This is a genomic window from Alcaligenes sp. PF14 (genome assembly GCF_037150615.1).
Classification (GTDB): domain Bacteria; phylum Pseudomonadota; class Gammaproteobacteria; order Burkholderiales; family Burkholderiaceae_B; genus Alcaligenes; species Alcaligenes phenolicus.
Map to the genome: position 1 here is coordinate 294,150 of NZ_JBAGRS010000002.1, position 13,105 is coordinate 307,254.

14 protein-coding genes are annotated in these 13,105 nt (G+C 57.6%); 3 read left to right on the forward strand and 11 right to left on the reverse strand.

Features of this window, described 5'->3' with window-relative positions; genetic code table 11:
• Positions 1-2,670 carry a sensor histidine kinase KdpD gene (locus WFM49_RS05450; RefSeq protein WP_336972192.1) on the forward strand — a complete coding sequence of 890 codons (2,670 nt, stop codon included), beginning with the start codon at positions 1-3 and terminating at the stop codon, positions 2,668-2,670.
• Positions 2,667-3,374, forward strand: a complete 708-nt coding sequence (locus WFM49_RS05455) for a response regulator (protein ID WP_336972194.1) — start codon at positions 2,667-2,669, stop codon at positions 3,372-3,374. The genes WFM49_RS05450 and WFM49_RS05455 overlap by 4 nt, the downstream gene beginning before the upstream one ends.
• A gap of 239 nt (positions 3,375-3,613) precedes the next feature.
• Here WFM49_RS05455 and argF read toward each other — a convergent pair whose 3' ends face one another.
• The gene (argF, locus tag WFM49_RS05460) at positions 3,614-4,555 is read right to left on the reverse strand and encodes an ornithine carbamoyltransferase (protein ID WP_021446751.1); all 942 of its coding nucleotides are present in this window, start codon (positions 4,553-4,555) and stop codon (positions 3,614-3,616) included.
• Between the two features lie 252 nt (positions 4,556-4,807).
• Here argF and WFM49_RS05465 point away from each other — a divergent pair, with 252 nt between their 5' ends.
• Positions 4,808-5,122, forward strand: a complete 315-nt coding sequence (locus WFM49_RS05465; protein ID WP_009455652.1) for a DUF3579 domain-containing protein — start codon at positions 4,808-4,810, stop codon at positions 5,120-5,122.
• Between the two features lie 55 nt (positions 5,123-5,177).
• On the opposite strand, the gene WFM49_RS05470 is transcribed toward WFM49_RS05465, so the two are convergent.
• The 10 genes from WFM49_RS05470 to WFM49_RS05515 form a co-directional block, all read right to left on the reverse strand.
• Positions 5,178-6,119 carry a 2-hydroxyacid dehydrogenase gene (locus tag WFM49_RS05470; protein WP_060186010.1) on the reverse strand — a complete coding sequence of 314 codons (942 nt, stop codon included), beginning with the start codon at positions 6,117-6,119 and terminating at the stop codon, positions 5,178-5,180.
• A gap of 157 nt (positions 6,120-6,276) precedes the next feature.
• A complete protein-coding gene (gene rpsT, locus WFM49_RS05475) occupies positions 6,277-6,540 on the reverse strand; it encodes a 30S ribosomal protein S20 (protein WP_009455654.1) in 264 nt (87 codons plus the stop codon).
• Positions 6,541-6,596: 56 nt separating this feature from the next.
• Complete coding sequence (gene murJ, locus WFM49_RS05480; RefSeq protein WP_083053773.1) at positions 6,597-8,150, reverse strand: murein biosynthesis integral membrane protein MurJ; 1,554 nt, start codon at positions 8,148-8,150, stop codon at positions 6,597-6,599.
• Positions 8,151-8,168: 18 nt separating this feature from the next.
• Complete coding sequence (locus WFM49_RS05485) at positions 8,169-8,933, reverse strand: 3-hydroxyacyl-CoA dehydrogenase (RefSeq protein ID WP_336972199.1); 765 nt, start codon at positions 8,931-8,933, stop codon at positions 8,169-8,171.
• A 63-nt stretch (positions 8,934-8,996) separates the two neighbouring features.
• A complete protein-coding gene (gene adk / locus WFM49_RS05490) occupies positions 8,997-9,653 on the reverse strand; it encodes an adenylate kinase (RefSeq protein ID WP_009455661.1) in 657 nt (218 codons plus the stop codon).
• A gap of 102 nt (positions 9,654-9,755) precedes the next feature.
• Entirely contained in the window at positions 9,756-10,520 is a 765-nt protein-coding gene (gene kdsB, locus WFM49_RS05495; RefSeq protein WP_336972201.1) for a 3-deoxy-manno-octulosonate cytidylyltransferase, read from the reverse strand.
• 1 nt (position 10,521) lies between these two features.
• The gene (locus WFM49_RS05500) at positions 10,522-10,707 is read right to left on the reverse strand and encodes a Trm112 family protein (protein ID WP_009455665.1); all 186 of its coding nucleotides are present in this window, start codon (positions 10,705-10,707) and stop codon (positions 10,522-10,524) included.
• A complete protein-coding gene (lpxK, locus tag WFM49_RS05505; RefSeq protein WP_336972202.1) occupies positions 10,707-11,786 on the reverse strand; it encodes a tetraacyldisaccharide 4'-kinase in 1,080 nt (359 codons plus the stop codon). Before lpxK ends, WFM49_RS05500 begins: the two co-directional genes overlap by 1 nt.
• Entirely contained in the window at positions 11,783-12,187 is a 405-nt protein-coding gene (locus WFM49_RS05510; protein ID WP_250757038.1) for an ExbD/TolR family protein, read from the reverse strand. Before WFM49_RS05510 ends, lpxK begins: the two co-directional genes overlap by 4 nt.
• Positions 12,187-12,792: a MotA/TolQ/ExbB proton channel family protein gene (locus tag WFM49_RS05515; RefSeq protein ID WP_035268192.1), complete on the reverse strand. Its 606-nt coding sequence runs from the start codon at positions 12,790-12,792 to the stop codon at positions 12,187-12,189. Before WFM49_RS05515 ends, WFM49_RS05510 begins: the two co-directional genes overlap by 1 nt.
• Positions 12,793-13,105: the final 313 nt, after the last annotated feature.

A 13,105-nucleotide genomic window follows, 5' to 3' on the forward strand; every position in this document is an offset into this window, starting at 1 on the left:
ATGTCACTTGAGGATAGGCCGGACCCGGATGAGCTGCTGCAGGTGATTGGCGAGGATCCGCACCAGCCTCGTCGTGGGCAGCTCAAGATTTTCTTCGGCGCTTGTGCGGGCGTAGGGAAAACCTACGCCATGCTCAAGGAGGCGCATCAACGCCAGTCCGAGGGCGTGTCCGTGGCTATCGGGATTGTGGAAACCCATGGCCGCCAGGAAACCCAGGCTCTGATTGACGGTTTGCCCGTGCTGCCCCGCAAGGAGTATCAACGTCAGGGGCGGGCGGTGACGGAGTTTGATCTGGATGCTGCCTTGGCCTCGGGTTATCAGCTGCTGCTGGTTGACGAGCTGGCGCACTCCAATATTGAAGGCAGTCGACACGCCAAGCGCTGGCAGGATGTGGAGGAATTGCTGGATGCGGGCATTGATGTGTATACCGCGCTCAATGTGCAGCATCTGGACAGCCTGAATGAGGTGGTGGGCGGCATTGTCGGGGTACGGGTTCGGGAGACGGTGCCAGACCGGATTTTTGATCGGGCGGCCGATGTCTTGCTGGTGGATCTGCCGCCGGATGATCTCTTGTCTCGTCTGAGTGCGGGCAAAGTGTATCTGGCCGACTCGGTGGCCCACGCGCGTCAGAATTTCTTTCGTCGCGGCAATCTGATTGCTCTGCGTGAGTTGGCTTTGCGCCGGGTGGCGGATCGGGTCAATGCGGACGTGCATGTGTATCGGATCTCCCATGCGATCCGGACAGTTTGGCCGACACGTGAGTTACTGATGGTATGCGTCAGTGCCGATAGCGCCCAGGAAGCTCTGATTCGGGAGGGGGCGCGCTTGGCCCAGCAATTGCAGACGCCCTGGATTGTGCTGCATGTGGATACGCCGCAGGAAAGCGGGCAGATCAAGGCGCAGGAAGCACTGGTGCGCTTGGCGGCCAGCGCTCAGCATGCCGGAGCCGAGTTTGCCAATATTGCCGGGCAGGATGTGGCGCATACGATTTTGGCCTATGCCCGTCAACGCAATGCGACCAAGCTGATTTTGGGAAACTCGTCAGCGCGATCTATCTGGCCCTGGCGCACTCGTCTGTCCGAGCGCTTGGCGCGCAGCAACCCTGAAATTGGTTTGCTGCTGCTGCGTATGGATACGGTACAGCGGCCCATACGGCCCCTGGAGCTGGAACAACCCATGGCACAAGGCAAGGCCTTGTCGATTGCGTCCATTATTTGTGTTGTGACCACCTTGCTGGCCGAGAAGCTCTTGCCCTTTTTCGAGCTCTCCAACGTGATCATGCTGTTCCTGATCACTGTGGTCTTTATTGCCCTGCGTTTGGGACGACTGGCGGGAGTATGGGCTTCTTTGCTGTCAGTGGCGTTTTTCGACTTCTTTTTTGTCGAGCCGCGCTATTCCTTCTCGGTAACGGATACCCAATATGTCTTTACCTTCGGCGTCATGCTGGGAGTGGCGCTGATTATTGGCCAACTGGCTGCCAAGCTGCAGGCCGAAGCCAGGGCTGCCCGTGATGGTGAACGCCGTGCTGCGGCATTGACTCGTGTCAGCCGGGACTTGGCCGGAGCCTTGGCCCTGGAACAAGTCCTGGCGGTCTGCCGCGATACGCTGGAACCTTTGTTCGAGATGCAGGTGGTACTGGTGGTGCCGGATCAGCAAAACCAGTTGGTAGCGACTCGTCATACAGGCTTTGTAGAGCTATCGGTGGCGCAGTGGGTGTTTGATCATATGGAAGCCGCCGGTAATGGCACTGAAACCCTGAGCGGTGCCAGTGCCCTGTATCTGCCCTTGAAAGGCCCCATGGCCCCGCGTGGGGTCTTGGTGGTGCAGTCCGGCGGAGCCGCTTCCTTGAGGACACCGGATGGACGGCGCTTGCTGGATGCTTGTTGCTTTACCTTGGCCCAGGCTCTGGAGCGAATTCATTATGTGGAAATCGCCCAGGATACGGTGCTGCGCATGGAGGGGGAGAAAATGCGCAATACCTTGCTATCCGCTGTCTCGCACGATTTACGCACGCCCTTGACTGTGATTCGAGGCCTGGCAGAAACGCTGGAGCAGCCCAAAGGCTTGAGTGAAACCGAGCGCACGGATATTGCCCGATCGATCCGCATTGAATCGGACGAATTGCGCCGCCAAGTATCCAACCTGCTGGATCTGGCGCGTATGCAAAGCGAAGGGGTGAAGTTGCATAAGGAATGGCATGCCCTGGACGAGATTGTGGGGATTGCCGTTGCCCGTTGCTCAGCGGCTTTGCAGCCTCGCAAGGTGGTGACCGAGTTTGCGGCCGACCTGCCTTTGATCGAGGTGGATGGTGTTTTGCTGGAGCGAGTGGTGACGAATCTGCTGGATAATGCCGCCAAATATACGCCCGTCACCAGTACGATTTCCCTGCGCGGCCTGTGTTCTGGTCAGTCCATGTATTTAATGATCAGTGATGACGGGCCAGGCTTGCCGCCCGGTGATCCCGAGCGCTTGTTCGATACGTTTACCCGGGGGCAGAAAGAGTCCTCTGTGGCAGGTGTGGGCTTGGGGCTGGGCCTGTGTCGCACGATTATTGCCGCACATGGTGGTACGATCAGCGCCAAGCCGCGTATGCCCCATGGCGTGATCTTCGAGATTCGCCTGCCCTGGAAAGCGGCTCCCCGTATGGATGATGACGAGCTACTGACATGAACAAAGCCCAGATACTGATCGTGGAGGACGAATGCAATATTCGTCGTTTCGTGCGAATTGCCTTGGAGCAGGAAGGCATGTCCGTGATTGAGGCCAGCACGCTGGCGCAGGCGCGCATGGATGCGGCAACCCGTCGCCCTGATTTGATGATTGTGGATTTGGGTCTGCCCGATGGGGATGGCAAGGACTTGATTCGTGATCTGCGCAGCTGGGTGTATTCGCCCATTCTGGTGCTGTCGGCGCGTGAGCGAGAGGAAGAAAAAGTAGCAGCCTTGAATGCCGGGGCGGACGATTATCTGGTCAAGCCCTTTGGCGTACCGGAGCTGCTGGCCCGGATCCGGGCCTTGTTACGGCGCTCTCAGCTGGTTCCGAATGTTCAGACGGCTTCTTCGCGGGTTCGCTTTGGGAACGTGCAGGTGGATCTGGCCTCCCATGAGGTCACGCGGGACGGGGAGGCAGTGCATTTGACACCGATCGAGTTTCGCTTGCTGACGGCCTTGATCCGGGGACATGGCAAGGTGCTGACGCACCAACATTTGCTGCATGAAACTTGGGGAGCGGCGTATTCCGATAGGCCTCATTACCTGCGGGTGTACATGATGCAGCTGCGCCAAAAGCTGGAAGAGGATGCGGCACAACCCAAGTATTTACTGACTGAGTTGCAGGTTGGCTATCGCTTGGCGGGTTTGGAAATCCAGGAGTAAAGCGAATCTGGTGTTGATGTTGGCGGTGTTGCTTGAGATCGCTTATCGCATTGCCTGACGCTTTCAGGACTTGAGTTTGGCGGTTAAAGGATCAGCAGTACGCCAGTTTAGAACGTATATTCAAAGGGATTATTTGAATCCCGTTTGAATAGGCGTGTGAAGCGATCCGGTATTAAAAAGGGGATACGACGTATCCCCTTTTTATGTCATTGAGCAAAGTCTGCTCCGGGTAGAAGCACTCAGGCTTCCAGACGACCCAGAATCAGGAACTCCATCAACGCTTTCTGTACGTGCAAGCGGTTCTCGGCTTCGTCCCAGACCACGCTTTGTGGGCCGTCAATGACTTCGCCGGTTACTTCCTCGCCACGGTGAGCGGGCAGGCAGTGCATGAAGATGGCTTCTGGGTCGGCCACATCCATCATTTCCTGATCCACACACCAGTCAGCAAAGGCTTTGCGACGCTCTTCGTTTTCGTCTTCGTAACCCATGCTGGTCCACACGTCGGTGGTGACCAGGTGCGCGCCCTTGCAGGCTTCCAGTGGGTCGTCGAATTCACGCAGAATGCTGGAATCCGGGTTGCCGGTGCGATCGGATTCCAGGTGGTAGCCGTTAGGGGCCGACACATGCAGGGTGAAGCCCAGGATTTCCGCCGCTTGCAGCCAGGTGTAGGCCATATTGTTGGCGTCACCAATCCAGGCCACGGTCTTGCCCTTGATATCGCCACGGTGTTCGATAAAGGTGAAGATGTCGGCCAGAATCTGGCAAGGATGAAATTCGTTGGTCAGGCCATTGATGACCGGCACACGCGAGTGGGAGGCAAAGCGCTCCAGACGGGTTTGCTCGAAGGTACGAATCATGACGATATCGACCATGCGTGAAACCACGCGGGCGGTATCTTCGATAGGTTCGGAGCGGCCCAGCTGCGAGTCGGTGGTGGTCAGGTGAATGACCGAACCGCCCAACTGATACATACCGGCTTCAAACGAAACACGGGTACGGGTGCTGGCTTTTTCAAAAACCATCGCCAAGGTGCGGTCGTGCAATGTGTGGTGCGGCTGATAGCGTTTGAACTTGTCTTTGATCAGGCGTGCGCGTTCCAGCACATATAAAATTTCGTCGTGAGAAAAGTCGCGAAATTGCAGAAAGTGCCGAAGCGGTCCTGCTTGCACGATGGCATCCATAAAAAAATCCTGCGGATAAAGAAAGCCATCTTAACCTGTCCGGCTATTAAGAGCAAAGCCGGTCTGTGGCGGGGAAGGGGAAACCGTTTGGTTTTGGAATAAAGCGAGAGGGCAAAGTAATGATTAGCAATAAATTGTCAAGCGGCTAATTTATTGAATCCCGGGCTTTGCGTGGCCGCGATCGGATACAATGCGTGGCGAGAAAGGAAAAGGTGCAGCATACCTGAACTGCACGATGAGCGATTAATTGTTATGACAGAGCCAGTGAAGCAACTTGTAATCCATGGTGTGACCCGGCAGGATCAGCGCTTTCGTCCCAGTGATTGGGCAGAACGCTTGGCCGGTGTAATGTCCCAGTTTCGTCCCGCTGGGGCGATGGGTGGTCATCTGACCTATTCGCCCTATGTGGTGCCGCGATTGATTGACGGCGTGCGATGTGTGGTGGTGGATGCTCGCCTGCGAGAGCTTGAACCTTTGGCCTGGAAATTCGTCTGTGGCTTTGCCGATGATAATAATTTAAAAACCAGCGGCATTGACCCCGACAATATGGACCCTGTCGATTCCTGATTCAGACAGCGCATTCAATAAGTCGCCACCGCGAAAACGGTAGGCGACTTGTTTTTTATACGGTAAGCGGCGTGAGCACTTTGCCGGTTTTTTGATACTGCAATACATTTTCCAGCGTCAGCGAGAGCATGGCTTCGCGTGTCTCGTGCGTTGCACTGGCCGTGTGCGGTGCCAGAACGACCTGGTTCAGATCGCGCAAGGCCTGGGGCACCTGGGGTTCATTCTCGAACACATCCAGCCCGGCAGAGCCCAGTCGTCCTTCCTGCAGGGCGGCAATCAGTGCGCTTTCATCGACCACGCTGCCGCGGGCAATATTGACCAGAATCCCTTTGGGACCCAAGGCGTTCAGCACGTCTATATTGATCAGCCCCCGTGTCTCATCGCCACCGACGGCAGCAATCACCATGATGTCTGCCCAATGGGCCAGTTCGATCAGGGAAGGCTCGTAGTGCCAGGGCACATCGTGACGTGGACGGCGGTTGTGATAGCGCAGTTCCATATCAAAGCCACTGGCGCGGCGGGCAATGGTCTGGCCAATGCGTCCCAGGCCCACAATGCCCAGCTTCTTGCCGCTGACCCGCGTCCCCAGCCCGAAACCATTGGGTCTGTCCCACAGACCGGCACGCACGTAGCGATCCGATTCCGTCACACGGCGAGCCGCATCCAGCATCAAGGCCCAGGCCATATCGGCCACGCAATCGTTCAGAACATCAGGAGTGGTACTGACCTGAATACCGCGCTGTTTGGCGGCCTGTACGTCGATGGAGTCGTAGCCTACCCCTACGCTGCAAATCGCTTTCAAAGCGGGCAGGCGGTCCATCAAGGAAGCGGGGGTGGCAGTGACAGCGCTGGTCAGGAGTACCTGTACGCGTTCGATCTGCTGGGCAGAGAGCTGGTTCAGGTCCTGGAGGACAATGCGCTCGAAATGACGGTCGATTTCGTCAAAAGAAGGGTGCTGGGCCAAAGATGCCAGTTGCAGCACGATGGGACGTGTCATGGGGACTCGCTAATGAAAAAGCAAATCCATAACTTAGCATGATTGGCCTGCATGTTCAGGCAATGGTTTTGTGGCTAATAAAAAAGGGGTGCTAAGCACCCCCTTTCTAACTGGTTTTTAGGCCAGAGCCGATTAAACCATTAAAAATCTTCAGCAATCAGGCCAGGGCCTTGATAGCAGCAGACAGGCGGCTCTTGTGGCGGGCAGCCTTGTTCTTGTGAATGATGTTCTTGTCGGCAACGCGATCAATGATGCTGGTCGCTTTGCGGAATACTTCGTTAGCAGCGGTTTTGTCACCGGCTTCGATAGCCTGGCGAACGCGCTTGATAGCGGTACGCAGCATGGAACGGATGCTGGCGTTGTGTTTGTTGCGAGCCACTGCTTGGCGGGCGCGCTTGCGTGCTTGTGCGGAATTAGCCATTTTTAATAAAGCCTAAGTTTTAAAGTTTAATCGGCAAAGACAATTATTCTAGGATACTAAGCCCGCTTTGTAAAGTAAGAGGGGCGAATGCCTACGATAAACAACATGCCGAAATAGGAAATGCCGCTGGCAAGCAACACGCCGCCCAGATACAGCACACGCAGCAGGGGCGTGGCTCCCAGGCTGATCCAGTCGATATAACGGTCAGCCAGCAAGAGGACGGCGGCCAGAGCAGCCAGGGCAGGAATAATCTTCAGGAAAAAACGTAACCAGTCATGATTGGGCTGGTAAATCCCGCGCTTTCGCAGCATGACCAGCAAGGTCAGCGCATTGACGGTGGCACCCAGGCCAATCGACAAGGCCAGCCCGGCATGGGCAAAGGTAGGCACCAGTACCAGGTTAAAGAGCTGGGTAATGATCAGGACGGCAATGGCGATGCGTACGGGAGTGCGGATATCCTGGCGGGCGTAAAAGCCGGGGGCCAGAATCTTGATGGCCAGCAGGCCCACCAGGCCAACCGAATAGGCACCGACTGCCAATTTGGTCTGGGCAACATCAGCGGCAGCAAACGCACCGTAGTGAAACAGGGTGGCGACCAGGCCGTCGGACAGTAAGGCCATGCCCAGGGCGGCAGGCAGGCCCAGCAGCAGGACCAGGCGCAGGCCCCAGTCCAGCAAGCCGCTGTAGTTCTTGTCGTCCTTGCCGGCATGGGCGGCCGACAGCTTGGGCAGCAAGACCGTGCCCAGTGCCACACCTAGCAGGGCAGTGGGGAACTCCATCAGACGGTCGGCAAAGGACAGCCAGGTCACGCTGCCGGACTGCAGCCAAGTGGCGATATTGGTATTGATCAGCAGGGAAATCTGCGCAACAGAAACGCCCAGAATGGCGGGCAGCATCTGTTTAAGAATGCGCTGCACGATAGGGTCGCGGCGCGCTTCACCCAGTCGTAGCGAGAATCGTGGCAACAGGCCCAGACGGGCCAATGCGCTCCATTGCACCAGCAATTGGGCCAGACCGCCCACCATCACCCCAACGGCCAGGGCGTAAATGGGTGTTTCCATATGCTGGGCCAGAAACAGGCTGGCGCCAATCATGGACAGATTCAGCAGGATAGGAGTGAAAGCCGGAACCGCAAAGCGGCTCCAGGTGTTCAGTACCGCAGAGGCAAAAGCCACCAGCGACATGCAGATGATGTAGGGGAACATCATGCGCGTCATGGTGATGGCGGCACCAAATTCGGTTTGTCGCTCGGGGGCGGTCAGGCCACTGGCCATGGCACTGACGACCCAGGGGGCCGCAACAATGCCAATGGCAGTGACCAGCATGACAGCAAAGGTCAGCAGCAGGGCGACGCGGTCCAGCAATTGCTGGACCTTGTCCTGCTCGTGCTCCTTGCGCACCTGCCCCAGGATGGGGACAAAGGCTTGTGAAAACGCTCCTTCTGCAAACAGGCGTCGCAGCAGATTGGGAATGCGAAATGCCACCCAGAAAGCGTCGGTGAGCGGGCCCGCCCCAAAGGCGCGGGCAATCAGAATATCGCGTGCCAGTCCGGTGATACGAGACAGCAGCGTCAGGCCACTAATTGTGGCCGCTGAGCGAAACAAACCCATTGGAGCCGATACAGAAAGTTATTTTGGTGCCATACGAATAGCGCCATCCAGACGGATGGTTTCGCCATTGAGCATTTCATTATTGATGATGCTCTGCACCAGTTGGGAGAAATCTTCAGGGCGACCCAGGCGCGATGGGAAAGGAATGCTGGCCGCCAGGGAGTCCTGAACTTCCTGAGGCATGGCAAACATCATGGGGGTGCCGAAGATGCCGGGAGCAATCGTCATGACACGGATGCCGGTCTGGGCCAGATCGCGGGCCAGAGGCAGGGTCAAACCGACCACACCGGCTTTGGAAGCACCGTAAGCGGCTTGGCCAATCTGGCCATCATAGGCGGCTACCGAAGCGGTGTTGATCAGCACGCCACGCTCGCCCGAGGCTTCTGGGGTATTGCTGCCCATGGCCGCGGCGGCCAGGCGGCACATATTGAAGGTGCCGACCAGGTTGATCATGACGGTTTTCTGGAACAGGTCCAGCGTGTGCGGGCCATTGCGTCCTACCGTGCGCGAGGCGGGAGCCACGCCGGCACAGTTGATCAGTCCGAACAGGGGGCGGGCGCTGTCCTGGCAAGCCAGATCCACGACGGCCTGGGCATCTTGCTCGGAAGTAACATCACAGTGCTGATAAAGTTGGCCCAGCTCTTTGGCCAGAGCCTCACCGGCCTCGTCCTGAATATCGGCGATCACCACGCGGGCGCCATTTTCAACCAGCATACGTACGGTGCCTGCGCCCAGACCCGATGCGCCGCCGGTGACAATAAAAGTCTTGTTATTGATTTGCATGAGCTTGTCTCCCTTGGATAATAAACAACCGGCCCTTTTGGGGCCGGCTGAATCTTGACTTACTTAGCTTGCCAGGGCGTCCACAATGCGCTGGCGGATCTCATCGACGCTGCCCACGCCGGAAATCTTGCGATAGGCCGGAGCTTCTGGGTCGCCGGTGGCTGACCATTGCGAGTAGTAATCGACCAGAGGGCGGGTCTGCTCGCGATAGACAGACAAGCGGTGGCGTACGGTTTCCTCGCGGTCATCGTCGCGCTGGAGCAAGGGTTCGCCCGTCACATCGTCCACACCTGGGGTTTTGGGTGGATTGAAGGTGACGTGGTAGCTACGACCGCTGGCAGCGTGGATACGGCGGCCGCTCATGCGTTCGATGATGCTTTCTTCCGGTACGTCGATTTCGATCACGAAGTCCAGTTTGACCTGGGCATCCTTCAAGGCATCAGCCTGGGGAATCGTGCGTGGGAAACCGTCGAACAGGTAGCCGGGCTCACAGTCGGCTGCTTGCAGGCGATCGCGTACCAGGCCGATGATCAGGTCATCCGAAACCAGGCCGCCGGCGTCCATGATTTTTTTGGCTTCTACACCCAGCGGGGTTTGGGCTTTGACAGCGGCACGCAACATATCGCCCGTGGAAATTTGTGGAATACCAAATTTCTCGGTGATGAAAGCAGCTTGAGTGCCTTTGCCGGCACCAGGGGGCCCGAGCAGTATGAGTCGCATGAATTCCTCCAGGAAATGCGTCGATCCGATTCTCGCTTCAGTATGATGCGTTGCAGCATATTTAGCGCATTTTTTATTCGGATAGAGCAGAAAAAAGATCTTTTATAACCGATTTGCGAAGTGAGCGCGTACTCTTTCCAAGTCTTGTTCGGTGTCTACCCCGGCAGCAGGAATCTCCTGGAGGCGGTGAACCATAATCTGGAAGCCGTTTTCCATGGCTCGCAGTTGCTCTAGAGACTCGAAGTGTTCCAGTGGCCCACGAGGTAGCTGGGCGTACTGCTGCAGGAAGCGATTTCGGTAGGCATAAAGGCCAATATGGTGCAATGCGGGAAGCCCGTCGGCCAGTACCTGTTCGCCACCGGCCAGCGCGTCGCGGGCCCAGGGCATGGGAGCGCGGGAAAAGTACAGGGCGCGGCCTTGCAGGTCGCAAACCACTTTGACGGCATTGGGGCTAAAGAGTGTCTCGGCGTTCTTGATGGGCGCGGCCAGCGTGGCAATGTCGGCCTGTTCGCTGCGCGCCAGCAGCTCGGCGGCGGCATTGATGTGTTCGGGCTGAATCAGGGGTTCGTCACCTTGCACATTGACCACGATCTCGTCCTCGGACAGCTCCAGCAGGCGAGCGGCCTGGGCCAGACGGTCGGTGCCGGTCGGGTGTTCTGCATCGGTCAGCAAGGCATTGAAACCATGCGCCTGGACAGCCTCCAGCACTTGCGGTGAGTCCGTCGCCACCCAGACCTGACGCGCCCCGCTTTGCGCGGCTTGTTGAGCGCAACGCACGATCATGGGATGGCCTGCAATGTCGGCCAGCGGTTTGTTGGGCAGACGGGTGGAACCCAGGCGGGCAGGGATGATGACGGAAAAAGTCATATCAGTTGCTGGAAGGTTCCTGCGCGTCCAGTTGACGTGCTTCGTTGATCAGCATGGTAGGGATGCCGTCCACAATGGGGAAGGCCAGTTTGTCGGCCTTGCAGACCAATTCTTGCTGTTCGCGGTCGTGGCGCAGCGGGCCTTTGCACAAGGGGCAGACCAGCACTTCGAGTAGGCGAGCTTCCATTATTGAACTCCGGGTAATGTGGGTAAGGTTGAGCGCCGTTCGCGCAGCAGGCTATCCAGTTCAGCAATCCAGTCCGGGCGTGAAAACACGGGCTGGACATCCACAACCCACAGACGTGGGTCGTTCAGGTGCTGGCATTTTACGGCGTCTTTACGGGTAATGAGTACCGGCCCCTCATGCAGGGCCTGAAAGTCCTGAGCTTGCAAGGCGGCATGGTCGGGCAGGGGGAAAGTCTGGCTCAGATGCAGACCACAAGCGCGCAGCATCGTGAAAAAACGGGCGGGCTGGCCAATGGCGGCCAGCGCCTGCAGTTCTTGCTGGCCGTATTCCTGATACCAGTCCGACCAGCTCAGGCGACGGCCCGAACTCAGGTGTTCCAGCTGATAAGGACGCAGGCTCATGCTCAGGGCGCGGCCAGGCTCGGTGGGTTGAGGGGTGGAAGGCGGCGTTTGGTCGGCCACAATCTGGCTGATCAGCCAGTCCACGCGACGCAGGCGTTCGGGACTTTCACGCAATGGTCCGGCTGGCAGCAGCAAGCCATTTCCCACACCGCGAGCATCCTGTACCACGACTTCCATATCGCGTTGCAAGGCCAGATGTTGAAGGCCGTCATCCGAAATAATCAGGTCGACTGCCGGATATTTCTCGAGCAAAGCCTGGGCCGCCAGCGCACGGCGAGGGTGAACGGCGATGGGGGCCCGGGTTTGGGCGGCAATCAGGGTGGGTTCATCGCCAAATTGTTCGGCGGCTAATTGGCCCTGGCCTACGCGCGGGCTGGGGCCGATCTCTACCCCGTAACCTCGGCTGACAATGCCGGGTGTCCATCCCAGGGCGCGCAATTGCTCGGTCAGAGCCAGGACGACGGGGGTTTTGCCTGCGCCACCCACGATGATATTGCCCACCACGATCACCGGCACCGGGCTGCGGTAGGATGCGGCGGGATCTTGCTCGTAGCGTTGCTGCTTGCGCTGTACGAAGAGCGCAGCCAGCGCTGAAAGCGGGCGCATCACAAGGCTGAACCAGCCCTTTTTCTGCCACTGCTGGTGAAGCCAATGAGTCAGGCGGACACGCGCACTCATGGGGCCTGGGTCGCAAAGTGAATGCGATGAATGCCAACCTGACGGGCGGCCTCCATAGCCTGTACCACCGCGAAGTGGGGGGCTTGGGCATCGGCCAGAATCAGCAGGCTGCTGTTTTCGTCAGTCTTTTCGCTCGACAAGGCGTGGCTAAGGGGAGAGCCACTGCTGGCATCCAGCCACATACCGTTCAAGGCGTAGCGCCCGTCCTGGCTGATAGCCAATAGCAGGTCCGTGGTTTGTGCGGTCTGGGCTTGAGCCTGGGGCAAGGAAACATCCAACTGGCGATAGCGCACGAAGGTGCTGCTGGCAGCCAGGAAAATCAGCACCACCAGCAAAACATCTATCAAGGGCACCAGATTCAGTTCCAGCGTGTCCTGGTCTTGGGCTCGGCGAAAGCGCATCAGACGGCCCTCTGAGCCAACAGACGATCCAGCGCACCCGCTTCCGTTTCCAGGCAGTGAAGCAGATAGTCGGCACGGCTGCGAAAGTAGCGGTGAAAGATCATGGCCGGGACAGCAATTAGAATCCCCAGGGCGGTGTTGTACAGGGCCACGGAAATGCCACGGGCAATCAGGCTGGGGTCGCCACCGGCGGGGTCGTAGGCAGCAAAGATGTCGATCATGCCAATAACCGTACCAAACAGGCCCAGCAAAGGGGCGATCACGGCAATGGTGCCCAGTGCCGGAATGTACTTGTTCAATTGGTAGCTGATGTCTTTGCCTTCTGCCTCGACCGCAGACTCACGCACGGCGGAAGTTTGGTGGCGGTTTTTCAGTACGGTGGCTAATACTCGACCCAGAGGGGAGTTATCGTACAGGCGGGGCAGGGACTCGTCCTGAATCCGGTTCTGGGCCGTTAGCTCGCTGATCTGGCGTGCCAGTCCGGCCGGTAGAATTCGTTTGCTGCGCAGGGCTAAAAGACGCTCCAGGATCAAACCCAGGGCAAGAATGGAGCAGGCCAGCAGGAACCAGACAGGCCAGCCAGCGGCATGGATCAAAGTAAGCACGAGTCTATTATCCGGTCACGAAATAAATCAGCGCTTATTGTAGAGCCCCTGTCCGCATTGCGGGAATGTTCCGGCGCGAGCGCGGTACACTTTACGGTCTTTTCCCACAAAGCACGGCCAAACCCCTGATGTATTTGAAGTAATAGGTGTAGTGCTAAAACTATCCACAAAAACTGTGGATAATTCTGTGTATAAAACATCCCATAGTGGCTCGGGCGGTGGTTTAGAGGTTCTCTGGCTAATTTTCGACCATCTTGGTGTTTTTATAAATAGTCTTTAATTTCAATGGCTTATCCGCTTTCGATAAAGTGCT

What these genes read in the sequence shown, in the direction of transcription:
- WFM49_RS05450 (WP_336972192.1), top strand. Translation starts at nt 1, where the DNA reads ATGTCACTTGAGGATAGGCCGGACCCGGATGAGCTGCTGCAGGTGATT.
- WFM49_RS05455 (WP_336972194.1), top strand. Translation starts at nt 2,667, where the DNA reads ATGAACAAAGCCCAGATACTGATCGTGGAGGACGAATGCAATATTCGT.
- argF (WP_021446751.1), bottom strand. Translation starts at nt 4,555, where the DNA reads ATGGATGCCATCGTGCAAGCAGGACCGCTTCGGCACTTTCTGCAATTT.
- WFM49_RS05465 (WP_009455652.1), top strand. Translation starts at nt 4,808, where the DNA reads ATGACAGAGCCAGTGAAGCAACTTGTAATCCATGGTGTGACCCGGCAG.
- WFM49_RS05470 (WP_060186010.1), bottom strand. Translation starts at nt 6,119, where the DNA reads ATGACACGTCCCATCGTGCTGCAACTGGCATCTTTGGCCCAGCACCCT.
- rpsT (WP_009455654.1), bottom strand. Translation starts at nt 6,540, where the DNA reads ATGGCTAATTCCGCACAAGCACGCAAGCGCGCCCGCCAAGCAGTGGCT.
- murJ (WP_083053773.1), bottom strand. Translation starts at nt 8,150, where the DNA reads ATGGGTTTGTTTCGCTCAGCGGCCACAATTAGTGGCCTGACGCTGCTG.
- WFM49_RS05485 (WP_336972199.1), bottom strand. Translation starts at nt 8,933, where the DNA reads ATGCAAATCAATAACAAGACTTTTATTGTCACCGGCGGCGCATCGGGT.
- adk (WP_009455661.1), bottom strand. Translation starts at nt 9,653, where the DNA reads ATGCGACTCATACTGCTCGGGCCCCCTGGTGCCGGCAAAGGCACTCAA.
- kdsB (WP_336972201.1), bottom strand. Translation starts at nt 10,520, where the DNA reads ATGACTTTTTCCGTCATCATCCCTGCCCGCCTGGGTTCCACCCGTCTG.
- WFM49_RS05500 (WP_009455665.1), bottom strand. Translation starts at nt 10,707, where the DNA reads ATGGAAGCTCGCCTACTCGAAGTGCTGGTCTGCCCCTTGTGCAAAGGC.
- lpxK (WP_336972202.1), bottom strand. Translation starts at nt 11,786, where the DNA reads ATGAGTGCGCGTGTCCGCCTGACTCATTGGCTTCACCAGCAGTGGCAG.
- WFM49_RS05510 (WP_250757038.1), bottom strand. Translation starts at nt 12,187, where the DNA reads ATGCGCTTTCGCCGAGCCCAAGACCAGGACACGCTGGAACTGAATCTG.